General features: G+C 60.0%; 12 protein-coding genes and 1 riboswitch. Of the genes, 8 read left to right on the top strand and 4 right to left on the bottom strand.

What is annotated here, in order from left to right; genetic code table 11:
- Positions 1-386: 386 nt before the first annotated feature.
- The 5 genes from J3U87_RS06760 to J3U87_RS06780 all read left to right on the top strand — a co-directional run bounded on the left by J3U87_RS06760 (position 387) and on the right by J3U87_RS06780 (position 11,719).
- Complete coding sequence (locus tag J3U87_RS06760) at positions 387-4,508, top strand: hybrid sensor histidine kinase/response regulator (protein ID WP_237382274.1); 4,122 nt, start codon at positions 387-389, stop codon at positions 4,506-4,508.
- 408 nt (positions 4,509-4,916) lie between these two features.
- On the top strand, positions 4,917-5,789 hold the full coding sequence (uppS, locus tag J3U87_RS06765) for a polyprenyl diphosphate synthase (RefSeq protein ID WP_237382275.1): 873 nt from the start codon (positions 4,917-4,919) through the stop codon (positions 5,787-5,789).
- A complete protein-coding gene (locus J3U87_RS06770; RefSeq protein WP_237382276.1) occupies positions 5,779-7,338 on the top strand; it encodes a DUF4153 domain-containing protein in 1,560 nt (519 codons plus the stop codon). Before uppS ends, J3U87_RS06770 begins: the two co-directional genes overlap by 11 nt.
- Positions 7,339-7,710: 372 nt before the next feature.
- Positions 7,711-8,670, top strand: a complete 960-nt coding sequence (locus J3U87_RS06775; protein ID WP_237382277.1) for a serine/threonine protein kinase — start codon at positions 7,711-7,713, stop codon at positions 8,668-8,670.
- A 241-nt stretch (positions 8,671-8,911) separates the two neighbouring features.
- Positions 8,912-11,719 carry an nSTAND1 domain-containing NTPase gene (locus J3U87_RS06780; RefSeq protein WP_237382278.1) on the top strand — a complete coding sequence of 936 codons (2,808 nt, stop codon included), beginning with the start codon at positions 8,912-8,914 and terminating at the stop codon, positions 11,717-11,719.
- 22 nt (positions 11,720-11,741) lie between these two features.
- Here the strand turns inward: J3U87_RS06780 and metX are convergent, their stop codons facing one another.
- Entirely contained in the window at positions 11,742-12,932 is a 1,191-nt protein-coding gene (gene metX / locus J3U87_RS06785; protein WP_237382279.1) for a homoserine O-acetyltransferase MetX, read from the bottom strand.
- Positions 12,933-13,664: 732 nt separating this feature from the next.
- Positions 13,665-13,771, bottom strand: a riboswitch (SAM riboswitch).
- Positions 13,772-15,041: 1,270 nt separating this feature from the next.
- Here metX and J3U87_RS06790 point away from each other — a divergent pair.
- On the top strand, positions 15,042-16,442 hold the full coding sequence (locus J3U87_RS06790) for an aspartate kinase (RefSeq protein WP_237382280.1): 1,401 nt from the start codon (positions 15,042-15,044) through the stop codon (positions 16,440-16,442).
- On the opposite strand, the gene J3U87_RS06795 is transcribed toward J3U87_RS06790, so the two are convergent.
- Together J3U87_RS06795 and ftcD are read right to left on the bottom strand one after the other, a co-directional pair.
- Positions 16,428-19,283, bottom strand: coding sequence for a SpoIIE family protein phosphatase (locus J3U87_RS06795; RefSeq protein ID WP_237382281.1), 2,856 nt, complete (start codon positions 19,281-19,283; stop codon positions 16,428-16,430). The two genes, J3U87_RS06790 and J3U87_RS06795, sit on opposite strands and share 15 nt — an antisense overlap.
- Before the next feature lie 250 nt (positions 19,284-19,533).
- Positions 19,534-20,553 carry a glutamate formimidoyltransferase gene (ftcD, locus tag J3U87_RS06800; RefSeq protein WP_237382282.1) on the bottom strand — a complete coding sequence of 340 codons (1,020 nt, stop codon included), beginning with the start codon at positions 20,551-20,553 and terminating at the stop codon, positions 19,534-19,536.
- A gap of 262 nt (positions 20,554-20,815) precedes the next feature.
- Between ftcD and J3U87_RS06805 the strand changes: the two genes are divergently transcribed.
- On the top strand, positions 20,816-21,964 hold the full coding sequence (locus J3U87_RS06805) for a S1C family serine protease (RefSeq protein WP_237382283.1): 1,149 nt from the start codon (positions 20,816-20,818) through the stop codon (positions 21,962-21,964).
- Positions 21,965-21,975: 11 nt separating this feature from the next.
- Here J3U87_RS06805 and J3U87_RS06810 read toward each other — a convergent pair whose 3' ends face one another.
- Positions 21,976-23,433, bottom strand: coding sequence for a hypothetical protein (locus tag J3U87_RS06810; protein ID WP_237382284.1), 1,458 nt, complete (start codon positions 23,431-23,433; stop codon positions 21,976-21,978).
- A gap of 431 nt (positions 23,434-23,864) precedes the next feature.
- Here J3U87_RS06810 and J3U87_RS06815 point away from each other — a divergent pair, with 431 nt between their 5' ends.
- Positions 23,865-25,559 carry a hypothetical protein gene (locus tag J3U87_RS06815; protein WP_237382285.1) on the top strand — a complete coding sequence of 565 codons (1,695 nt, stop codon included), beginning with the start codon at positions 23,865-23,867 and terminating at the stop codon, positions 25,557-25,559.
- The last annotated feature ends 474 nt before the right edge of the window (positions 25,560-26,033 follow it).

Here is a 26,033-nt window from a genome sequence, read left to right on the forward strand (position 1 = left end):
ATTTTCATCAGATAATAGAATTTAAAAAATTTAAAGAAGACTTTCAAATTATAATCGGAAAAACGCAAAAAGCATTACACTTTTTATGAGCCGCCCCCCCAAACCGTTCCGAGTTCGTTTTCTAAAGTAGAAAGTGGAAGGGATCGCCCTGGGCTGTGGTAGAAAAAACCCAAGCATTTCGGGCAAGGATCCGATTAGAAATAGGAAAGGCCGAACTGTGGCCCGAGAAAGCCCAAACCCGCCCTGACAAGAGCTCTCACATGCAATCCCTCTCGTGGACCCATGCCTATCGATTCGGCAGATCTTCGCTCATAAACTCTTTGTTTACAGCATTCCTGCTATCAGCCGTCACGCCCGCAACGGCCACCGAAACCACCGGAATGGTCTTGGGCTTTTCCAAGGTGAAGGCTACGCCGTCGATCGCCCACCAAATCAAATTCGAGCACCTGACCAATCGCGACGGCCTTTCCCAGAACGCGGTGATCTGCATGGTCCAGGATGACCAGGGGTTTATGTGGATCGGTACCCAGGACGGCCTCAACCGCTACGACGGCTATGGCTTCCACCACTATCTCTACCAGCCTGGCGACCCCAACTCGTTGTCCAACAACTATATCCGCGCCATGGCCAAGGACGGTCGGGGTCGGCTGTGGATCGGCACGCACACGGGCGGTCTCAACCGGTTCGATCCCGACGAACAGTGCTTCTTTCGTTACCGGCATCAGAGCGGCGACATGCAGTCGTTGGCCCACGACCGCGTCTGGTGCCTTTGGGTGGACGATCAGGATCGCATCTACGCGGGCACGGAGCAGGGTCTCAGCCGTTTGGATCCCAAAACGGGGCGCTTCGACAACTGGTACCACAACCCCCAGGATCCCGAATCGATTCCCCACGACACGATCTGGTCGATCGTCCCCGCGGATGAGGGTCGCCTGTGGATCGGCACGCGCCAAGGCCTCTGCCTCTGGGATCCGGAAACGGGCAAGGCCGAACAGATCTCCCTGAACGCACAGGGCTCACGGGACACCATCAAGGCGATACTCAGGGATCACGTGGGCGATCTCTGGGTCGGCACCTACGACGGCCTGGTTCGCATTCGTGTCGAGGACGGCCGGATCACACGCTACCGGCACCGGCCGGGACAGGACGGGAGCCTGAGCCACGACGAGATCTACTGTGTGTTCGAAGATCGGGAGCGGCAGCTCTGGGTGGGAACCCTGCAGGGCTTGAACCTGTTCGACCGCCAAACGGAATCGTTTCGTTCGCTCAAGGCCGAACCGGCCATCCCGGAAAGTCTCAGCAGCGACGAGATCTGGACCCTCTATCAAGACCGCAGCGGTCTGCTCTGGATCGGAACCTATGCGGGCGGCATCAACCTGTATTCCCGGTTGCGTCAACGGTTCGCCCACATCAACCACAACCCCAACGTTCCCAACAGCTTGGCCGGAAAGGAAGTGTGGTCGATCCTACAGGACAGCGGGGATCGGTTGTGGATCGGCACCTATGATGGCGGCCTGTCGCTCTACGATCCGAAGATCCGGGGTTTCCGCCACTTCCGCCACGACCCAAAAGATCCCAACAGCCTTCCGGAAAACAACATATGGGCTTTGGCCGAAGATTCCGAAGGTTATCTCTGGATAGGCACTCGAAATTCGGGAATCGCCAAATGGAAGCCATTCACGGACAATATGAGTTTCTATCGCAATCTTCTTCAAAATCCCACCAGCCTGAGTCACGATCGGATTTACCGCATCATTCGCGACTCCCAGGACCGCATGTGGATCGCTACACGGGGCGGGTTGTCCCTGTACCTACCCGAGACCGATCGCTTCAAACGTTTCCGGCACGACACCCACAGCCATCGTTCTCTTTCACACAACAGGGTCTATTGGGTTTACGAGGATCGCCTGGGCCGGATCTGGGCAGCCACACTCAACGGATTGAATCGCTTGAGGGCGAACCAGGAAGGCTTCGTCCGTTATTTCCACGACGAGAACGACCCCACCAGCCTCAGCAACAACGTCATCTCCGCTCTCCACCACGACGAGATCGGTAACTTCTGGGTCGGTTCCTATCAGGGCGGCCTCAATCGCTGGCCGAAAGCGTACTTCGAAAAGAACCAACCCCACTTCGTCCACTACGGCAAGGACCGCGGCCTCCCCAGTGACGCGATTTACGCCATTCAGAGCGACCGGCGTGGTCACCTTTGGACGAGCACCAATCGCGGATTGGCCGAATACAACCCCAAGACCGATCGCTTTCGCACCTACACCATCAACGACGGCTTGCAGGACAACGAGTTCAAGAACGGATTTTTCTACAACGAGGAAACCGGACGCCTGTTCTTCGGCGGCATCAACGGGTTCAACACCTTCATCCCTTCGGACCTCGACATCAATCAGAGCGTGCCACCCATCGCGATTACGTCGGTGTTCGTCGACGGCGTCCCGCTCCCGTCGGCGGATTTGCGGCCCGGCGGGCAACTGACCCTGGACCACCACAGCCGCTTGTTTTCCTTCGAGGTCGCGGCGCTGGATTTCACCAATCCCTCGCGCAATCTATACGCTTATCGCCTCTCGGGTTACGACGGGGACTGGGTTCAGATCGGAACCCATCGCTTCATCTCCTTCACCAACTTGAGCCACGGCAACTACCGGCTTCAGGTGCGCGGCTCCAACAACGATCACGTCTGGAACGAAGAAGGCACCTACATCAATGTCAGGATCCTGCCGCCGCCCTGGAAAACCTGGTGGGCCTACGCCCTCTACGCCTTGGGCCTCTTCGGCTCGGTCATGGCGATCTGGTCGATCGCGATCGCCAGAATCAAGGCCAAGGCCAAAATCGAGAGCCTGATCCAGACCGATCAGGCCAAAAGCAGCTTCATCGCCAATGTCAGTCACGAAATCAGAACCCCGATGAACGGCGTCATCGGCATGGCGGAACTGCTCCAAGGCATGAAGCTGCCGGCGCAGGCCCAGGAGTACGTGGCGATCATTTGCAGCTCGGGCGAGGCCTTGCTGGCCATCATCAACGACATCCTGGATTTTTCGAAGATCGAGGCCGGGCGCCTGGATCTGGAGGCTTTTGAATTCGACCTGCGCGAATGGGTGGAAGGAGTCGCCGATCTGCTGGCCATCGGTGCGGTGGAAAAGAAGCTCGATTTTCGCGTGTTGATCGAAAGCGACATCCCGGCCAAGCTGGTCGGGGATCCCGGGCGGCTTCGCCAAGTGTTGATCAACCTCGTCAGCAACGCCCTGAAATTCACGGAGCAGGGTTCGGTCAACCTGCGTATCGCCCGGCTCCGAGACGACCAACCGGACTGTCTCATCCAAACACGTGTGATCGACACCGGCATCGGAATCGCCCCGGACCGCCTGCCCCACCTGTTCGAAGCCTTCGCCCAAGCGGATACCTCGACCACTCGCAAATATGGCGGAACCGGTCTGGGTTTGACGATCAGCAAGCGCATCGCCAATCAGATGGGCGGCGACCTCCACGCCGAGAGCCGACTGGGCGAGGGCTCCTGCTTTTCCTTCACAGCACGTTTCGAACCTGCTTCGGACCAGACTTCCTGCTACCCCGAATCGTTCCCCGATCCAGAAAAGAACCTGGTCCTGTTGACCGCCGCCGATCCGCTCGATCGGGAAATCGCGGAGCACCAGATTCGCTTCCTGGGCGGACGAGCCCTGGCCTCGCCGGATCCGCTTCAGGCCCTGTTGTCGCTTCCGAACGGGGAGCGATCCAAGGTTCGCGGCCTATTCATTTGCTGTGATCGCGACGGGGCGACCCGCGATATGTTCGGGTTGGCATCCTGGCTGGACCATCCGGCAACGCGATCCATCCCAATCCTGGCCTGTACCTGGAGCGATCGCCAACCGGATTTGTGCGAGCGAGCGCGAAACAGAATCCGATTCCTCAATCGACCGGTCCGGCACGCATCGCTGGCCGCGGCACTCTCCGCTCACCAAAGAGATCTGACGGACTCGCCGGAGAAGGTCCCGCCGCGGGATGCCCTATCGATCCGGAACGACGGCAACGCATTGGAACCGACCCTTCCCCCTGGGGCGGAACAGGCCGCGCGGGGCGAGGAGACGGGCTCGACGGATCGGCGCATCCTCCTGGTGGAGGACAACCCGGTCAACCAAACGGTCGCCAAACGGATGCTCTCCCAGATCGGTTTCGAATGCGATCTGGCGGAGAACGGGATGGAGGCGGTCCAGGCGGCCAATCGCCGCGATTACGAGCTGATCCTGATGGACTGCCAAATGCCGGAGATGGATGGATTGGAAGCCACGCGCAGGATTCGTCACGACGAACGATCCAATGCACCCAAGGCGATCATCGTGGCATTGACCGCCAACGCCGGCGAGACCGATCGCAGGCAATGTCGCGAGGCGGGCATGGACGATTTCCTGGCCAAACCGATCCGCCTCCGCGATTTGAGTTCGATACTGCAGCGCTATTTGAAGCGTGAACCGAAAAGTACCACCACAGCCTCCACCAGCTAGCGTCCTTCCGGAAACGAACTGATCGCAATAGCCAAGTTGGTTCTCCTGGATGAACACCGTCCCAGGTCTCAGGTCTCAGGTCTCAGCAAAACATCTATCACCAGGTGATTGGCGGAAACCTGGTATCTGATGACTGATACCCATTCGTGTTTGGAGCACGACCGATTCGGAGGATCCATATAAAGACCCTGTTTCCGGATGGCCAGGTACCGAGGCGTCGGGCACAAGGGCGAGGCAGGTTCGCATATCTCCGCATAACCGTTGCCTGTCAACGCCTCTCACCTTTTTCTCAGAACAATCTCACGACTCGCTCAAGTATCTCGATCCGTATTTGGACATGCTGAACCTCACCTGACGGGAACCGCGGTTCCCCATTTCGGCATAGCCGTTTCAAGTGAGGCCGGCAAGATGCACCTGGTATCCCCTCATATTCGGAACCCGTCGCTCACGGAGGACCGCGTTTCCGATCGAACCGACCAGCGATCGACCCGTTCCGACACCGACATCCACGTGGGCCTGATCATGGACGGCAACGGTCGATGGGCGGAAAGCCGAGGCCATCCCCGCACCTACGGCCACAAACGCGGCGTGACGGCATTGCGCCGTATCGTCGAGGCCGCTCCCCGGCACGGCGTGCGCGTCCTGACACTCTACGCGTTCTCGAGCGACAACTGGAAACGTCCCGCGCGGGAGGTGAAGCTGTTGATGGGCCTGATGCGCCATTACCTGCAAAACGAGGCGGAACACTGCAGGGAGAACGGGGTTCGCCTGAACGTCATCGGTCGCCGAGACCGCCTTCCGGAAAACCTGCTGCGCGCCGTGCAGCGGGCAGAGACGATCACCGGTCCCGCGAACGACCTGATCCTGCGCTTCGCAGTGGACTATTCGGGTCGCTACATCGTGGAAAAAGCGGCCGAACTCTGGGCCGGCGGCAGAGGCGCAAGCGATGCCGTGCCCTTCAGGCGCGCCATCGAACAGGCCATGCACGCGGATCCGGAAGTGCCGGACATCGACCTGCTGATTCGAAGCGGCGGCGAACAACGGCTGAGCGATTTCATGCCCTGGGAAAGTGCCTACGCGGAGCTCTGGTTCTCGCCGGTGCTTTGGCCGGATTTTTCCGTCAGGGACTTCCGTGCGGCCCTGTCGGCTTTCTCGCACAGGCAACGCCGGTTCGGCGGCCTGAATGGGCAGAAACCGCGAACATTCACGCCACCTCATTTCTCACGAAAGGGCTCCATCCATGATCGCGAAGCATCGAACATCCTCCAAGATGGCCATTGACCTCTTTTGGACCGTCGCACTCCTGCTGATCTTCGACATCCTTTTCTACCGCAGCGGCCTGGGCCTCAATTTCGCGCTGGGACTGGCAGCGACGACCCTCGCATTGTGGGTCACCCACCCCAATGTGCGCGACAAACGCATCGCCTACCGACTGTCTTTCGCGGTCGGCGGGCTGGCTCTGGCTGCGGCGATCGACTACGGCCCGCTGGTGCTCCATCTCGGAACGGCTCTGACGATCGCGCTTGCCCTGACCATGCGCGAAGGCTGGATACCCTCTCCCCGAGACTGGTCCCGGCGTTTCGGGCACGTGCTGCTGCGCGGATGGTTTTCGGCACCGCGAGACGCGTTCAGGGCACTTCGCATCCGAGAACGGCGCATGGTTCGCCGGCCGGCCGGTTCGCACCTCGACTTACGGCAAACGGCGATCATCGGTGCCATCGGATTCGTGTTCAGCCTACTCTTCGCTCTGGCCAACCCGATCTTCGCCGATTTCGTGGGCCGATCGACGGATTGGCTGACGCGTCGCATCGCGTTTAGCCGAATCCTGTTCTGGATCTTTCTCTCCGGATGGGTTTGGGCCCTGCTGCGCTTTCGCGCACGCCTCAAGGCCCCGAAGACCAGACCCATCCCAGGCCTCGCCATTCGTCGCCTGGACCCGAGCTACACCTTGGGATGCCTGTGGATGTGCAACGGCATTTTCGCGATCAACTCGGGCTTGGACCTCTTCTATCTCTGGGGCGAGGCGCCGCTGCCGGACGGCATGACCTACGCCCAGTTCGCCCACCGCGGCGCCTACCTCCTGGTCCTGACGGCCCTGCTGGCGGCCGCATTCATCCTGACCATGACGCCCCGCCGGGAGGATGGCGCGGCCGCACCTCGGATTCGCGGGCTCCTCCATCTTTGGACCTTCCAGAACGTACTGCTCACCTGCTCCTCGATGCGCCGGCTCTGGATCTACGTGGACGCCTACCAATTGACCCGCCTGCGCTTGGCCGCCGCCATCTGGATGGCCCTGGTCGCCATGGGCCTGATCCTCATCTTTTGGAGTCGCTGGCGCCATCGCGACAACCGGTGGTTGGTGATCGCCAATTGCCGTGTCTGCTTCGCCGTGCTCTACTTCTGCTGTTTCTTCGACTTCGAGGGCTTCATTTCGAACTATAATGCCACCAACGCCCTGGCACGCTCGAAAGCCTTGCCCGACCTACAGTACTTTCGCGTGTTGGGGCCCAAGAGCCTTCCGGCGGTCGATCGCCTGCTGGACGAGGGTCGCTTCGACGCCTCACAGCGGTTGCAGTTGACCTTTGTGCGCGAAGACCTGCTGCAGGAAGCCTCCAAGTGGAACGAGGACTGGCGAACGAGAACGCTGCGTTCTTTGAACATCTGGACGCGATGGTACGCCAGGCTCCCGGACGAACCACGAGCCGCCGGAGAGCCGCCCCCGGCCCGGGCGACCAACGCGGCCATGCCGCTCGACGGGTCGCGAGCGGAACCGGGAAAACGCGAAATCGAGCGAGAGGGACAAACCCAGGATCCATTTCCAAATGACTAGGAGATCGATATGAGCGCTCCAAAATCAAAGGAAACCATTTTCGAGGTCTGGAGACTGGACGATAACGGTAGAGAATACCTAATGTATCGCTTTCGCGATGAGAAGGAGGCCGAATCCTTTCGTGCCGAATTCGAATCTCGCGGACACAAGCAAATCTACTGGATGAAAAAAGCCGAGGGCAATGTCGCGGGAATCGAGAGCGACTCGCGACAGGCACATTTCCAACGATCTGGCACGAGCTCGTAAATCGGTCCGACTTCATAGGGACATGCGAATGTGATTTTACGCATTTCCAACCGAACCCCCTGACAGAAACCACACTTATGGAACTCCAACATCTAGCTGTGTTCCGGTTCGGATGGTAAAATTTGAATGCAATTGATTTTTTTCCAAATCAGGGTGCTCATGTTCCAGACCAATACCCAGATTTCCAAATATGTGATCATCGAGGAGATCGGCGACGGCGGGATGGGCGTGGTTTACAAGGCGCGCGATGTGGAACTCGATCGCGTGGTGGCACTGAAATGCTTCAAACCTTTCTTCGACATTGACGATACCGGCCGCGATCGTTTTTTTCTTGAAGCAAAGGCTACCTCCAAGCTCGACCACCCCAATATCTGCACGCTCTACGGAGTCGAAGAAGCCGACAATGGGCAAATCTTCATGGTGATGTCCTATTACTCGGGCGGCACCTTGAGCCACAAGATGGAACAGGGCAAGATGCCGTTGGACCAGGTATTGACCATCGCCGCTCAGATGGCTTCGGGCTTGGGTTTCGCCCACGAGCACCAAATCATTCATCGCGACATCAAACCCGGCAACATCATGTTCGATGGACTGGGCATCGTGAAAATCGTCGATTTCGGTATCGCCAAATTGCTCGACCATCCCCCGCTGACCAATCCCGGCACCGTTTTGGGCACCATGGCCTACATGCCTCCGGAACAGGCCGAGGGCGAACCCGTCAATCACCAGGCCGATATCTGGTCGTTCGGGGTGGTGCTCTACGAAATGTTGTGTGGCAAACAGCCGTTCGAGGGTAAAACGGAGCAACAGATCTACGAGGCGATCTTGATGGAGACGCCGACACCCTGTTTCCGCCTCAATTCGGAAGTGCCCAAACCTCTTTCCGCCATCGTGGACCGCTCCTTGGAAAAATCCCTGGAAGATCGCTACAACAGTTTCAGCCAGGTCTTGAGCGACCTGGAAGCGTTCCGCACGGGGGAAAGCCCCGATCCCGACGACGATCAGGACCCCAACCCCCCACTGCCCTCGGAGAACAGACACCTGTTCGGTTGGTTTTCCAATCTGCGCGATCGAATGCGCCGCTGAGTCTCCAGGGAAGCGGCCCTTTCTGCACAGGTCACCGGCCCTCCGCGCCCCGTCGTTCGAGAGACCGTAGCGCGCCGTCGAGACTTGGTCCCGTTTGCCGAAAGAGGCGCGTCGAAACGCCGGGCTGTTCGGTGAGCTGTGTTATGTTGCATCAACGCGCAACGTCACTTCGACAAGACATCACACGGGGCGGTCGCGCTTCGCGCCTTCCCAACCCCAATCACGCACCGGATCGACACCCATGACCCACGAGCTTTCGCCTCCTGGCGCCGCGCCCGAAGCGGCCGACATCGACAGCTACGATTTCGACGAATTCCACCTAGATGTCACCCACGGTCAACTCTTCCGCGACGGAAACGCCTTGCCGCTCAACGCCAAATATCTGGATGCACTCATCTTTCTCGTACAAAATGCGGGTCGGCCAGTCAGTCGCGACGAATTTTTCCAACACATCTGGCACGACAGCTTCGTCAGTGACGCGGCGCTGAGCCAATGTATCAAGGACATTCGCAAGACGCTGGGCGACAAGCCGGCAGAGCCCCGTTACATCAAGACCTTGCCCAAGCGCGGTTACATGTTCGTGGGAGCATGCCGTCGCACCTCGTCGCCCGCGACGGGCGAGGCCCGGCAGGAAGCGGTGGAACTCCCGCGACGTCCCTACAAATTCCTGCAAAGCTTCGACGAAGAGGATCGCGCCCTTTTCTACGGTCGGGAGCGCGAGATCCGCGAAGTGACTTCGTTGATCACCCACCATCCCACTTTCCTGCTGTACGGGCCCTCCGGCGTCGGCAAGAGTTCGCTCGTCGCCGCCGGCCTGGCCCCGGCGCTCACGGCGAAGGGACATCGCGTCGTTCGCCTTCGCGGTTTTCCAGACCCGCTGTGGGAAATGGGCATGGCACTGGGATTGGTCGACCAACCGGATTCGTCGTCGCAGATTCTGCAGGTGGTCGCGTCGACCCTCGCTTCGAAACCAGCTTCACTCCTCGTCTTTTTCTTCGATCAGTTCGAAGAATGGTTCCATTTCACGGCACCGGAAAAACGGGAGCGATTGATGCAGGTGGTCTCATTGCTCCGCGCCCAGCCCTTCTCCCCCCGACTGAGATTCTTTTTCACCCTGAGAGAAGACGCGCTAGCCCACATGAACCACCTCAAGGCCCCATTTCCCGAAATTTTCCACTTCGAGCTTCGCCTCGAACGCCTGGATCTGGAAGCCGGCCTTCAAGCCGTCCTGAAACCGGCTGGTGCCGCGGGCTGTCGTTTCGAAGACGGACTGGCGGAAACCATCGTCGCCGACCTGAGCGACGAAAGCGGCGTGGACCTGCCTTCCCTTCAAATCATTTGCGACCGGCTCTTCGACGCCCGGGACACCGAAAACCGGCTGACCCTCGAGCGTTATCGCCAATTGGGTGGTGCCGCCGGAGTGCTCTCCGACTACCTGCAACGCGTGTTGCGACGCTTCGACGGTCCCGGTCTCGGTTTCGCCAAGGCCATCTTGTCACGGTTGCTGGGAACCGACGGCCGGCGCGCGGTCATTCGCGAGACGCAGTTGCTGGAGGGTTTGGACGCGGCCCCCGACCTCATTCCCGAAAAGCGAAAATCGGTGGTGGAGTCGCTGGCACAGGCCAGGATCGTTCGAATCCGGCTCTCGGAGGGCGAATCATGGGTCGAGTTGGTTCACGATTATCTGGTTCCGGCCGTGTCGGATCTCTTCGATGAAGCCGAAAAAAAATCCAGGCGGGCCCAACAGGTGTTCACCCGAGCCCTGGAAAACTACCGCGACCAGGGTCTGCTTTTGTCCCGCCAAAGCCTGACGCTGCTCGGTCCCCATCTGCGAGTCTTCCCTACCGACTCGATCGAGCACGAATTATTGATTCGTTCCCACGTGAACGCGGGCTTGGCACTTCCGGCCGGTCTGGCGCCGTCGCCATGCGATGCCCCCTTCCTTCGCGAGCGAATGAAGGCCCAAGCCTCGGAGACCCGGATCGCGGCCGCCAGGGCCGTGGCCAGATCGAATCAGGAAGAGCTTCGCCGCGACCTCGCCCGGCTCGCCCTCTACGACGAAGACGCCGGTGTGCGACGGCAGAGCGCCGCGGCGCTGGCCGATGCGTTGGGACCGGATCTTCCCCGTTTTCTCAAGAGCGAGGCCGAATCCGGAATCGGCGGTTGGTGGGCCTATTTGAGTACCCTGGCTTTGATTCGCGACGAAAACCGCGGCTTCTTACCCTTGAAGCGCCAGCCGCCACCCATCGTGTTCGCGCTCATGGTCGTCTTGGCACTGGTCCGCCTGCGCCGGCACAAGGCGCATTGGGGCGCCCAAACCGCGGGTGGCGCCCTGGGCGGCGCGGCGGCCGGGGCTTGCTACGGCCTGATGCTCGGCGGCATCGTTCGCTACCTCCACCTGGATCAGGGTCTTCCCACCGAATCTTTGTTCCTGGCCCTGGCCAGCCTCGGCTCGGTGATGGGCCTCGCCAGCGGGTTCCTGATCCAGGGCGGCACCTGTGCCGCCGCGATTGTCAGCCATCGCCATTCCCGCTACTGGACACTCACCGGTGGGCTTGTGGGGGGCGCGTCGCTCGGCTTCCTGTTTCACACCGTCGTCCTGGCGATCTACCGTTCACTGCTGGGCATTGGAGAGGTGACCGTCGCCGGTTGGTTCGAGGGCATGATGCTCGGCGGTGGGCTCGGCTTGGGATTGGTCTGGTGTGGAACGGGCGACAGGCCCATTCGCGGTCACAGGATCCGAGCGGCGCTCATGGCAGCCACGACCACCGGAATCGCGGCAGGCCTGGTGAACCTGCTCGGCGGCGCCTCGTTCGTCCTGAGCCTCGAAAACCTCATCGCCAGCCTGACCAACCTGGCCCAGATGAAGGAATTGCTGCCCCTACCCAAAGCGACGCCCAGGATTTGGTTGATCATCTTAAGGGCGCTGCAAGGCGCTTCCGAGGGTGCCCTCTTCGCACTGGGCTGCGTCGCCGGCAGCCTGATCCTCGGAACCCAGGGCGCCCTGGAGCAGGATGAAGGCGAACAGGGCAACGCGAACCCAGAATGAGGTTCGGTTCATATATATAATGTTAGGAACCCAGCTCCTCGAGAAACGGTTTCAGAATGGCCTGAAACTGATCGAACTCGATCAGGAACGCGTCGTGGCCGTGAATCGACCGAATTTCACCGTAGCTGGCGCCGGGGATCGTATCGGCCAGGGCCCGTTGGTCGGAGGCCGGATACAGCAGGTCCGAATCGATGCCGACACACAGCGTCTCGAGCCGAATCGAGGCCAGCACTTCGGCGAGCGTTCCCCGATCCCGCGCGATGTCGTGGGCGTCCATCGCCCTGCTGATCGCGATGTAGCTGTTGGCGTCGAAGCGATTGACCAGCTTGCGGCCCTGATAGCGGAGGTAACTCTCCACCGCGAAGTCCCGATTGGACCCGAAAGGATCGGCAAAGGTCTTTTCGCGGCGATCGGGTTTGCGATCGAAATTGCTGTTGTAGGACTCGTAATGGCGATAGGAAAGCATGGCCATCATGCGGGCCAGCGCCAATCCGCGCTCCGGTTGTTCCCGATAGGCGCCGGCCTGGAATGCGGGATCGGAGGTAATCGCCAGCCGAGCCACTTCATTGAGCGCGATCGCCCAATCGGTGTGTCGCGCCACGGTGGCGATCGGCGCTATCGCTTCCACTCGCTCGGGAAACAGGAGCGCCCATTCGAGCACCTGCATTCCTCCCAGTGACCCGCCGATCACCAAAGCCAAGCGGTTGACCCCCAATTGGTCCAGCAAGGCTTTCTGTACGCGAACCATGTCGCGCACCGTTATGGAAGGAAATTCGGGCCCGTATGGGCACCCTGTCCTTGGGTTCAAACTCGTGGGCCCGGTGGTCCCGTAGCAACTACCGAGAATGTTGCTGCAAACGACGAAATACTTGTTGGTATCCAGGGGGCGGCCAGGACCGATGATCGATTCCCACCATCCCTCGGGCAGGTCGGTGGAGGCTCCCGTGGGGCGCGCCACATAGGCGTCGCCGGTCATCGCGTGGCAGACCAGGATCGCATTGGTCCCCGACTCATCGAGCTGCCCGTAGGTGTGATAGGCCACGTCGATCGGACCCAACTCCCCACCGAGATAGAGCTCGAGGGGACGATCCTCTTCGAAGACACGGCGCACCAGGGGGAACGGCAGACCGCGATCGCGAATCGTCTTTTCGGTAAAAGGGGGAACCGCCGATGCTCCCAGGGGGGAAGCGGTCGCCAAACATGATCCAGCCAAAACAAACCTCCAACTTTCGGCAGTGCGGAACCGATCCGTACGCATCGGCCCGCGTCATATGATCGACCGCTCAAACAGCCGGCACGCCCGACTCGGCCACGACCCTTCGGTTCGGGTAACGGCCACGGTGATGCGGTTGCCGTAGGCGCCGCCCGCTCAAGGACCGCGGCATGCGCACTCGGGACGCCGCGCTGGTGGGGTCCATGACGCGAATCCGGGGACCGCTAGGTCCATTCGAGGCGAAAAGACCGCTGCAACGGGGCGCACAACTGGCAACACAAGCCACTGGGAAATATGGAGGTACAACCCCAATACAGATCATCCGTTCAGGTTTTTGCTCAGATTGCAATTGAAGGGTTTCAAACCTGAAGGGTTTTCTGTTAATATGGGTCGTCATGTTCGCCTCCATGTACGTGGTTTTGGAATGTTCAGGGGGTGACTGCACATTGGGGAAATGAGAAGAAGCCAGGGGGAACGGCTCCTTCTCATTCATAAATCGGCCTTAGGGGGAAACAAGGCCGTGGCAGTTGAGGCTTGCGCAAGCAAGCCTCAACGGCACCTTTCAGCGAACGGATCGCAATCAAAGAAAAAGCCGGTCGAGCCGATTTGAAGTTTTGAAAGATTGACACGAAACACTTCGAACCTCCTGGCTAAAACGAAAAAAGCTCTCCCGGGAAAGACCTGGAAGAGCTTGAAGTTCTTTGCGAGTGTCTCGCTTAAATTTCAATCCCGTCTCATCTTTCCCGTTCTCTGACGGGCAGGAATTAGCACCTGACGTGGCGTTCCACCGGTTGCTAAGGCTTCACAGGGCCTGATCCCTCCACCTTTCTGGATAACGACGATTTCAATTGTAATTTTGTAAGTGGGCACAGCCTCCGCAATTCGATCCAACTGGTGGACCGGCGTTGCATATGTTGGCGCCATTTAAGACCCAACTCCCGGCACCTGTCAACACCTTTTTTGAGTTTCTTTTTCAATTCTCGAGTCCCGCAGGCCGCCCAACCCCCTTCTTTTCCAATATCGACGCGCCCTTCGGCGCCATCGATTATTTCTCCCCTTTCGTGCAAACCGGAAGGTCACGAGGCTCTCCACCTCGGGTTCGATTGGTCTCGAGCCACAAAAATCAGGTAGTCTTTGCTCAGGCCAAAGGACCGGGAGCCGGCGGCCGATCGCGGGTCCCAGCGATCATGCTGCGGACTTTGCCGGTGACATGCAGTGCGCTGAACCAGGAAGTCCAACCCCGAGCGAACGAAATCATCCGTGCGACCTGTCTCTACATGGGTTCTCCCCGTGCACTCGACAGCCCCTCGACGGTAAATCACAATCAACTACAATGAAACCAAGCACATCATCTCTGCGCCCTCCGCGTACTCGGTGGTAAAAAAATCCTGCGGTTTCGCCACTCGTTCCCCCGGGAACCTCGCCTCCGCCGGAGATAAATCGCTTGCAACCCGTTCCGTTTCGTACTAAGGTGCGCCATTGACCGGTGCATGTGCGCCTCCGTTCGAAGCGCCTCACCGGCCGGGCTTCCCCCATCGCCCCACCCCATGTGCTTTTTTCAGTTCGTGTCAAAAACCCAAAACCACCCTCATCATCGCTTGGTTCCGCCCCCACGGAACGAGTGATTCTCCAACTTATTGGCCGCCTGTGTGGCTCCTGGCTGACGTCGTGCATCGCGATCGAACACGGGAATTCCCCCCCCCCTGGCAACTGCTTGAAAAATCGCGATTGAAAACGTTACTCAGACATTAATATTTCGACTTCAATTGCTTGTTTCAGAATATGTTACAACCTCCGTTCCCCTACTAAGAGGTTCGCCATGAAAAGTCTGTTTTTTCAAACGTCACGACGATCGGGCCACCTCGGCCCTCTCCCGAAACCCGCCACCCTGCCCCCCTCAGGTCGCCATATCGCCCAACGGCAAACCACCGCTTCCCGCACATCCTCGATTTCCGATTCCCGAATTGACATGCGAATGCGCATGCGGTGTCGCTGAGCCACCCTTACCCGCTCACGACAACCCGCCCACGCCGCAACTGTCAACCCGCCGCGGTTTCACTCAGGTCTCCTCGCCTGTTTCCGCGGCCAACCGGAAAGTGAGTTGTCCCCATGAATATCGTGGTTTACAAGTTTGGCGGAAGTTCCGTCGCCGATCCAATCGCTTTGTTTCGCCTGGTCGATTTGGTGACCCGGGAGCGAAATCGGAGCATGGTTGTCGTCGTTTCGGCCCTGGCCGGTGTCACCAACAACCTGGTCGCCGTTTTGGAAGCACTCAAAGACAAACGGACTCAGTTGCTTACCGATCTCCTCGAAGAGATCGAGGAGCAACACCTTTCGCTCATCGCGCGTTGTTTTCAACCGGAGACGGCGGACGCCGTCCGCAGGGAATTCGCCGAAGAGTTTTCCTATCTGGACGCCCTCTGCCACAATTTCCTTCGCCAAAAAAAGGTGAGCACCCGCAAGCACGACCAAATCCTGGCCTTCGGTGAGCGTTTCAGCTCGAAAATCATTTTCCATTTGATCCGCAGCCACCAAACGCGGCGGCGCGGCTCCTGTGCCTGGCTGGACGTTCGGGAAGTTCTGCGCACCGACGCCCATTTCGGCGCCGCCACACCGCTGTGGACCGAGTCCCAGCAACTGGTGAATTCCCAACTCCTGCCGGTCTTGGATCAACACAAGTTGCTGATCACGCAAGGTTTTACCGGCGCGACCCGCGAAGGGTTCACGACGACCCTGGGTCGCGGTGGCTCGGATTTCAGTGCAACCTTGCTGGGCGCCTTGTGCGCCGCCGAGGAGGTTCAGATCTGGACCGACGTGGACGGCATCATGACCGCTGACCCGCGCCTGGTGGGGAACCCGGAAACCCTGCCGTACCTGAATTACAACCAGGCCGCCACCCTGGCCTACTACGGCGCCAAGGTGCTCCACGAACGCTGCGTGGGTCCGGTGAGCGACAAGCGCATTCCACTTCGGGTCCGCAATACCTTCGACGTCGCCCATCGCGGCACCTGGATTGGTCCGAACAGCAGGAATTCCAACAAGGTTCGGGCGGTTACGGGAAAACGAGAGGCCAGGCTATTGACCCTGAACAGCCCTTCCGGCACGCAGGTCGGTACCTGGCCGGTGGGGGTCGTCCAGGCACTGAGCGAAAACCGGGTTCCCCTGGGTCTTCACTTCGCCGGTCACGAGGTCAGTATGGTTTGCGAGGATCACCCGGATTGGAACGATTGGCTGACGTCCACGGGATACGGTTCCCAAATCAAGAGCGACCGCACCTGTTCCTTCCTGTACGTGTTGGCGGAACTGGACCCGGGCGCCCGCCAGGAGATGCAAATCCAGGTGGTTCAGGCACTGGAGAGCCACGGCATTCCGCTGCTGTTCCAGGTTCGGGACAGCGATGCGGAAGGGGCTGGCCTGGCCGTCGCCCGCGAACATTTCGACCGCGCGGTTCAGATCCTCCACAAATTGCTCTGCATCGCCAAGGAAGATCAAAAACTACTGGCCGTCTGAAACCGCGGCGTCCACACCGACGTGGGTGGGCGCCTCTTCGGTCTTGGAAACCCCGGTCGCTCTCACGACGACGACCGTCTGATCGTCGGCCCGATCCAGTCCGCCCGCAAACTGCTCCACCTCACTGAGAATCAGGTCCCGCATCTCACTCGCGCGAAGGTCGTGGTGGTGTTTGAGAATGTGCATCACCCGATCCAATCCGAAGGTCTGGTGTTCCCGATCGCTGGCTTCGTCGATGCCGTCGGAAATCAGGAGGAACACATCATCAACACTATAATGGCCGAACTTCTCGGTCATGACCTGATCGAACAGCGGGCCGTGATCGAGCCCTAGAGCCAGGCCATCCGGCTTGATCTGAACCACTTCGTTGAACTGGGCTCGGTACCACAGTAAAGGCTGGTGGCCGGCGCGTGCCACCGTGAAGCGACGCGTCACCGAATCGAACCGCACACCCAGGGCCGAAATGAAGGAGCCTTTATCCAGCTCGCGACTGAGAATGGGATTGGCCTTGTCGAACATTTCGCGGGGCGACAGGGTTTCGGTGGCGAGTGTCGCCAGAACACCCTGAAGTTTGGACATGTAAAGCGCCGCCGAGGTGCCCTTGCCGCTCACATCGCCGACGAACACGGAGAGCACCGAGTCGCCTTCCTGAAAATAGCCGTAATAGTCGCCACCCACTTCGTGTGCGGGATGCGAGGCGCCGGCGACATCCAGTCCGACCACCTCGGGCTCCTGCTGGGGCAGGGACGACACTTGAATCTGGCGCGCCAAGGCCAATTCGTGCTTCCAGCGCTCCTGCACGGAAACCTGCTCGTAGAGGAAGGCGTTCTCGATGGCGACGGCCGCCTGTCGAGCAGTGGTGGAGAGGAAGGAGAAATCGCGCGGCCGGTAGGTCGCCTCCGAGCGCTTCTCACCGACCACCACGCAACCCAGGAAGCGTTCCTTGGAATGAATCGGAAACACGTACTTGAAGCCTTGATCGGTGAGCCGTTGCTTCACGGCCGCATCGAGGTAGTCCACGCAGAGTTCGGACCGGCAGGTGCGCAGGGCTTGGTGCAGTGAACGATACTCGGCTTCGGGTAAATCCAGCGCGGCATCGCGCGCGAGCCCGATACTCTGCAGGCAGGCCAGGTGGCCCTCGTCGCGATAGACCAACAGGCCCATACGCTTGACGTTCATGTGTTCGGCCATTCTCGACACCATGCCGCAGGTCAATTCCTCGAGGCTGACCACGCGCGTCATCAGCTCGGAAAGGTCCGAGGCCGCCTTGTGGAGATTGTAGTCGGTCCGGTGGAAGCGCCGCCGAATTCCGGCCAGGCCCAGACGACCCACGTAGAAGAACAAAGCGGAAAGGGTGATCGCGAAAAACATCAATATCAAGTTGCGACCGTGGGATTGAACCCCTAAAGAGACCGGTTCATCGGTTACCTCGATGAAGCTCGAGGTCAACCGCACATTGGGCAGATCCACCATGCCGGCGGCAAACCAGTTCAACACGGAACCGAACCCCAAGACCACCAAGCCCATCCACAGGGTGGCCATCAAGCTATATTGGGTCACGAGGCCGATACTCACTCCCAGCAGGCGATGGCGGCCGATGGTGTAGAGATAGGCGCCCAATAGGGCGACACTGACCAGGACCGGCAGGAGGACCAAGATCTCACGGGGTAGTCCCCTCCCCCAGGACACGGCAAAAAAGACCAGGCCCGCACCGGTCAGGCCGGTCCAGACGATGGGCGCTTCCAAACGGGCATGCTCGGAAGTGGAACCCGATCGGAACCAGAAACGAACGGCGAGGTGAAGGAGGAACATCGCCGGAAGGGTGAACAGCAGGGTTTCGAGGTTCCACCGGGCGACGGCTACCGCGGCGGCAATGACGGCGATCGGGTAGCAGATGTAGCGCAGCAGGGTCACGCGAAGCATATCGCGGCGTTCACGGGGAAAGTAGTAACTGGCGTGGAAGAGGGCGGCGATGCCGAGGTAAAAGGCGGGCCAGAGCGTGAGACGACGCAGACTGCGCAGGAAGCCGTGATCCAAATGGTCGCGCGAGGGGAACAGCAACAGCGAAAAGCCGATGAGAAAGAAGCCGAACGCCAAGGGACGGGCGGCCCGCAAACGGCCGCGCCAGAAGGCGAGCAACAGGCCAGCGGCGATCCAGGCAAAACCGCACAGGAAAAAGAGGATATCGGAAAAGACGATATTGAGCCGGGCCATTTTTACCTGTGCCGTGAACGGGTCCAAACCGCGCAACAGATCGTAGTCCACGACCTCGCCGGCCAGGGTGCGCCGCACCAGGAAATCGGCATGGGCTTCGTCTCGGATCTCCTCTCCATTGATCCGGTGGATCAGGTCGCCCGTCTGAATCCCGGCGCGATCGGAAGCGCCCCCCTCGAGGATGTGGTAGACGTAGACCGAAGGCGGGATATCCCGGATGAATTCGCGCGGCAGGTCACCGACCCGGGCGTCGAAAGCCACCACGTAGCGGTACTTTCGCGTACGTTGGATGTTCAGCCGTACGATCTGCCAGGACTTGAGCTTGGCGAGCGCAAAATAAGCGTCGCGCGACGTCTTCACCCGCTCCCCGTTGACGGACAGGAGCAGGTCTCCCACTTGAATGCCCTTGCTGTGCTCGGCGCCGAACAGTTCGAGCGAGGACTGGCGCGCTTTGGCCTGCACGGGCGCAGTCACCATGATCCGCCCCAACGCCATCGCGAACAGGTTGTGGTCGATCCCCGAGTTGAGCTTGTTATAGGTATTTTTGAGGGCAACCGGCAACAGAAAGAGCACGAGCAGGGAAAACGAAATCCAAAAAGTCCACAATCTCTGAGTCGGCGATTTCATGTTGCTCCCGTGCTCCCCTATCTCGTCCCGGGCAGGCAACCAAACCCGGTGCGCCCCTGAAACTACTTACGGACGACAAACCCTGACGAAGTGTTTTCATGATACTCCCGCAACGTCAGTAATCAAGTCGTGGATCGAGCATAGCGTCATTATGATCGAAATAGCGGGCGCGATAGGAGTTAGATTCGAACATTCCCTTTCTACGAGTCGCGGCACCAATCCGTTCCCCGAGATGAGGCGGCAAGGGCGATCAAATCAAGTCTTCCGCCAGGCCCAACGCATGCTCGATGAGGTGGGTATCGGGAGAAAAGGGTTTGACTCGATCCAGCCCGAGGCCGGAAATCCCCAAACGATAGACCTCATCCAGGGGCAGGTTCTCCAGCGAACGTCCCGCCCTTTCGGCAAAGTGAAGACCCGCACGACGCAGGCATGCGCGCGGCATCAGCCCGATCAGTTCGGAGCCATCGACCTTCGACGCCATGGGTTCGGCCAACTCCCGCACCGCTTCGAACACCGAGTGCAGCGGGGCGGCGGGGATGTCCATGATGTTCGTCGATACTTGGGAACGGGAAAAGTCCTCGATATCCCAACCGATCGCCTTGACACCCCGGAACAACCCGGGCACGACCTCGCCCTTGACCCGGCGGCCGGATTCACGGATTCGGGCCGCGATGCGCTTGGCGGCTTTCAGGTGATACCCCTCGAGATTGACGTTGTAGGCCAGCATGAGTTCGCGCGCGCCGAAAACGGCGGCACCGCAGCGGGCCTGGAAGCGTTTGGGTCCGAAATCGGGTACCCCGTCGGGCCGTTCCATCCGTTTGGCCAGGCCCTCGTATTCTCCCGCCCGAATGGCGGCCAGCGAAATCCGCTCGGGCGTTTGGGCGGCGAGGCAGTAGAGGTAGCTGGGAACGCCCAGGGTCGTGCCCACCCGGTGTGCCAGCCGGCGCGCATGGTCGGCGGCCTGGGCCATGGTCATCCCTCGAAGCGGAATGAGCGGACAGACGTCGGCGGCACCGATGCGCGGATGGGTGCCGCGGTGGTCGCGCATGTCGATGAGCCGCACCGCGGCCTCGACCGCCCGAAAGGCCGCTTCCACGACCGGTTCGGGCGGGCCGGCAAAGGTCATGACGGTACGGTGGGCGGCCAGGCCGGAGTCTCGGCCGAGAAATCGGACCTGGTCGACGGAGGCGATCGCCGCCGCGATTTCATCCAATACGGCGGAATCCCGACCCTCGCTGAAGTTGGGTACACACTCGAGCAACATCGACATGGTGATCACCTCGCAAACGAATCGACGGCAAGGCGTACTCTACCACCAGATCGGTGGGGGTCGGCGCGCAACCACGTGGAGACTGCCCCACAAAAGGCCGTAATGCGCCGAACGGCGTTTCGACCACCTGAAATCGCCAGCATTTGGTGCCGGTTGGTTCCGGCTTTTTCTATAATGATGAGTGGCCTCGCGAGCTGGATTTCGATCGCGCGGTTCGCATGGAATTCGACGACGCGGCACACCGCGATGAAGGGAGCCCCACATGGATCCGTTGTTCAATAATGCCTCCTGGTTGAAGAAAAAGGGGATCCCCTCGCTGACCCTGTTGGCGGGAATTCTGATGGGCGCGGCTTTTTTCAGTTGGTACGCCAAGATGTCGAAGACGCTGGAAATCGCCGAAGCCGCCAGGCCGGTGTCGCAGCGAGGCGCCCTGACCAGCGACGAGGAGAACACGATCAACGTGTTCGAGGAAGCGGCATCCTCGGTGGTCTTCATCACCACCAAGCGTCGGACCTACGACTTCTTTCGCAACGTCATGGAGCAACCGGCAGGTACGGGTTCCGGCTTCGTGTGGGACCAAAAGGGTCACATCGTCACCAACTACCACGTGCTGCAGGGCGGCAACGCGTTCGAGGTGGTCCTGCTCGATCAGTCCATCCACGAGGCGAAGGTCATCGGCCTCTATCCCGACAAGGACATGGCCATCCTCAAGATCGAGGCCGATCCCAAGTTGCTGCGTCCCATTCCTTTGGGCTCCAGCTCCGATCTCAAGGTCGGCCAAAAGGTGCTGGCGATCGGCAACCCCTTCGGTTTGGACCACTCGCTCTCGACCGGCGTGGTCAGTGCCTTGGATCGAACCATCGAATCGGTGAACGGTCGGGAGATCGAGGAAGTGATCCAGACGGATGCGGCCATCAATCCCGGCAATTCGGGAGGTCCCCTCTTGGATAGTGCGGGCCGGCTGATCGGCGTCAACACCCAAATTCTCTCCCGTTCGGGCGCGAGTGCCGGCATCGGTTTCGCCATTCCCGTCGACGCGGTCCGTCGCGCGGCGCCACAACTGATTCGCTTCGGCGAAGTGAAACGCGCGGGCATGGGCATCAGCATCGGCGCTTCCACCTCGATCCAGCGCATGCTCTGGCGGCGGGGCATCAAAGGCGTGCTGATCATGTACGTGCAACCGCGCAGCGGGGCCGACAAAGCCGGTTTGCGCGGCACCCATCGCCGTGGCCGCAAGCTCCAACTGGGCGATATCCTGGTCGACATCGAAGGAGAGGCGATCGCCACGCCCCAAGACCTCTATCGCGTCTTGGATCGGTTCGAGATCGGCACGGAAGTGAACGTCACCTTCCTCCGCAACGGTGAAAAGCAAAAGACGAAGGTCACCCTGGAAGCCATCAGTTCGAGATGACCCGCCCGCAATCAGCCCCCTTCCGGCTTGGCCACTTCCTGCAGGCCGCCGATGGCGAGCGTGCCCATCAGGGACAGATGATCCTGTGCCGCCTGGGGAAGCTGGGCCGACCAGCTAAGCGACATCGCCACTTTCTTGTAACCCTGAACGCGTTTGTTGCGAACCACGGTCGGTATCATGATTTCGCGCTCGATCCAGTGATCGAGCGAGAAGGTTCGCAGCAGGAATCGCGGTGAAATCTCCAACTCGTGGTGGATGGAGACATCCCGATCCAAAATGGAGGTTTCCACTTTCAGGTCCAGGTCGAACTCCTTCTTGGCGAAACCCAACTCCAAAAAGCCGTCGCGCTCGGTGATTTCCACCGGTACTCTCTCGTTCACGCGCGGCTCGGCGGCGAACTCCTTGTTCAGGGCCAATCCGAACAAATCACCGGAGGCGACCCCGGTCACCTTGCCGCCCGCTTCCAGATCGACCCACAATTCCCCCGACGCCACGCCCAATCGGGCCCGCTGGATGTCGAGACTGCCGTCGACACCGACCAGATCCAGCTCCGCTTTGGTGGTCACGCCCAAAATCTTCTTCTCCTTGCGCCACACACGGGGAATGCGATCACTCTGCAGATAGAGGTCGACTTCCGGTTCGACCAATTCATCCAGCATGGCGGAGATCAGCCCGAAACGCACGGCCACCTGCGCCGAGCCTGGCGTCAGGTCGGGAGCCCCGAGCGCGGTCGTCGTTTCCGACGGCGCCTCGCGGTCGGCCAACTGAATGCGCTCGACGCCGATCACCAGGTATCCGGGCTCGATCGCCACCCACGGCGCGGTCAGCTCGAGTTGCACGGTCCTGGCCGGAATGCGCAGATTCAGGTTGCGCTTCGGGACGAATTTGGTCATTTCGGGCAGAGAGAGATTGGGTTCCAGCGTGACCGGAATGGGGAGTTCGGGAAATTTCAAGGCCCGCTGCAGCTTGAGCGTCATCCACGATTCGACCCATTTGGGAGAGATCAACGGCACGCGATCGGCGCGAACCTGATCCAGGCGAGACTCCAAAATACAGTGCCCGTTTTCGCCGATGCGGGCGAAGCCGAGATAGGAAGCCTTCACGGGCGTGACGTAGAGACCGCCAAAAGCGGAAAAGACGCCCTCGGCTTCGATATGCAGGAAACCGCGATCGAGGTGTACTTCGACCTTTTCCACCTGCAGGTCGTGTCCGCCTCGAGCCCGAATCTCCAGCCCGGCGGTGGCCCCGAAAATGTCGTTGAGAAACCGCTCGTCGAGGACCACCCGCAAATCCTGGGGCTGGGTCAACCGTTCGGCTTCTCCGGTTTCGGCGCGTGCGGCCGCCATGCGTCCTTTCAGTTCCGCCTGATATTCGGCGAGGCGACTCGTGACAAAACTACCATAGCCAAACGCGGCCAGCACCAGGACAAAAGCCAAGACACCAACCCACTTCACCACTCGTTTGATCAAGGGATCCTCCAACATCGGAAAGGCAATCACGCGCGAGTTCGAGGTCGCGTCACAGGAAGAAAAAGTCGTTTCCAGAGCAAGGTAGCACACTCCAACCGCGTACGACCGAGGATGATACCGATGCCCGGCCCAATCCCTTCACGACGAAGCGACAACCCGGCGACGGGGCCGGCCGAAACACCGACTGCGCCCGAGATGTCGTTTCAGGCGCTCCTTCAGCCGCAAGGGGGCCAAGCGGCGTAGATTTAATGAGAGAATAGAAAAAACCGCGACCTTGCGATCCCATCTCCAACCGTCGGTGAGACCTCCCCCGTGGCGCCACCGTGATGAGGCTAACACCGCGAACACCAAGGGCGCATGCTATGATGAGGCCCGTTTCTGTCGACCCGACAGGCACCGCATTCGCCCAAATTTTCCCGATAAGAGCCGCCATGAAACCCTTTCTTCTATTCCTTTTGGTTGTGGCCTGCCATGCAGACGAACCCCGACGAACCGCCCAGGTGCTGAAGGCATCCGCCACACTGAAGGTCTACAAAACGGAGCGGCTGAATATCTACTATACGCGCGGGTTTTCAGAGCACGCGGAGGCGCTGGGTCGCGAGGGTGAACGCTTCCTGGCCGAGCTGGGCCAGCGATGGTCCGTCATCCTGCCCGAGGAACCCGTTCACGCCTCCGTGATCATCAACGCCGTGGACCAGGGCCGGCCCCACCACCTGTCCCCTACCCGCTGGCTGGAAGTCAGCTACAACCAATCCGGGCAGCGCATCGAATTCCGAATTTCCCGACAGTTTCAGATCGATCAGGAGCACCTGAACGCGGAACTCCGGCATTACCTCGTCCACCACTATTTGAGATGGGATCATCCCGAACCGCTCCCCTTCTTCCTGGAAGAGGGCCTGGCCCAATACTACGACGGCACCGAACCCAACGGATACCGCTACAAGTTGATCCTGGGCTTTCGGGCGCTGTCCAATCCCGGCGCCCTGACCTCCCTCGACCAAGCCGCGTTTTTCCACGGTTTTCGAGGCGCCTATTTCGCCGCCGTGTCCGAGCAATTCGTGCGTTGGCTCTGGCAGGAATATCCCGACTCCGAAGTCACCTTCATCCAACGCCACCTGTTGGGCCAGCCGCTCAGCGACACCCTGCGGAACGCCCGACTCCCCGACATGGACGAACTCTTGGATCGCTACTTTCGGGACGAAAGTGCCAAACACCCGATGAGTGCCGTGACCCGCACGCCCGACTTCTGGATGATCGTCTTCGGCATCCTGTTTCTGATCGGTTTGGCCATCAAGACCTTGTTGGCGATTCGCGTCGCGCGCATTCCCCACGTGGAGATCGGCACCGTTGCGGAAAATCCCGGCTCGACCGGTGGGCCCCCCAAGGCCAAACCCACGGGTCCCGGTGAGCCCGTACTGGTCCCGACCGGCCCGGCATTCGATGCGAGCCCAAATGCTCCGATCTCGGACCTGCCGTTGCCCGATCTGCCTTTACCCGACCTACCGGCCGCGCCCGCGTCATCTCAGAGCGACCCATTCCAGGGCGCCGCATTTTTCGACGCCGCCGACCAACATGGATCTTCGCAACCGGCACCGCCGACAACGGCACCTCCGCAACCGCGGGACGACGATCACCTCTTCGCCCAACAGAGCCAGGAAACCATCGTCTTTTTGGATGACGAGGCGGCGCCGCCCCCGCCGACACCGGCACGCCCCTCGCGGCGAGAGGTCAAAAAGCGCACGTCCAGCTCGCAGTCCGCCGATTCGCGGACCGCCGATTCCATCCAGCCTCCCAGCCTGCCCGATCACCGGGCGAACCCATCCAGCCGAAGCCGCCAAGCGAAGCCCGAAGCCCCCAAGACGGCCCAATCCGCGGGCTCCTCCAGGCCCCAGGCCCCCACCCGACCGGAACGAGACAAGGCCGAAACGCCTTCGCAGAATCCTTCCATTCTGCCGCCGCCCAAAAAATTGATCCAAAGCCGAAAAGAGCAGGAAGTGTCCCACCTGAACCCCGGCGACGTCCTGCTGGATCTGGGCGACCTCGACGACGAACTGGATGCGGCATTCGGACAACTGGGCGGTGCCGAAGACAAGGCACCACCACCCAAGCGCCGCTCCCGCGAGTGAGGCGCGGCCGCTCCCGGCCTCGAGAAATCGCCGTGTTCATGGCCCGGGTGCGCGAGCACTCCGGCCATTCGACGTTTCCCCACAGCATGGGGACCAAGGCGAATCACGCAAAACCCAAAAAGTTTATGTATCTGAAAAACCGCCTATATATAATGAATCCGAACTCATTTTCTGGCGAGGAATTCGACTTCACGCCGAAAACGAACGATCGGTTCACGGGCGCCAAATGTAAAAAAACGCCATCCGATCCATTTTTTTGGAAACTTTTGTTGATTTCGTGCAACACATTCTAATTATTAGTATTTAAGCCCTAAAAATCATCATTTATCTCAGTCTGAACCCGGCTTTTTTCGCATCAGTTTTGAAAAATCTTATTGGCTTCCCTGCGGGTTCTTCATACAATGATCCAAATTTCGAAGTTGCTGCATCACGAAACGTGCACACTTCAGGATAAAACCTTATTTGGAGTATCTT

Origin of the sequence: Sulfidibacter corallicola, assembly GCF_017498545.1 — a bacterium.
Lineage (GTDB): Bacteria > Acidobacteriota > Holophagae > Acanthopleuribacterales > Acanthopleuribacteraceae > Sulfidibacter > Sulfidibacter corallicola.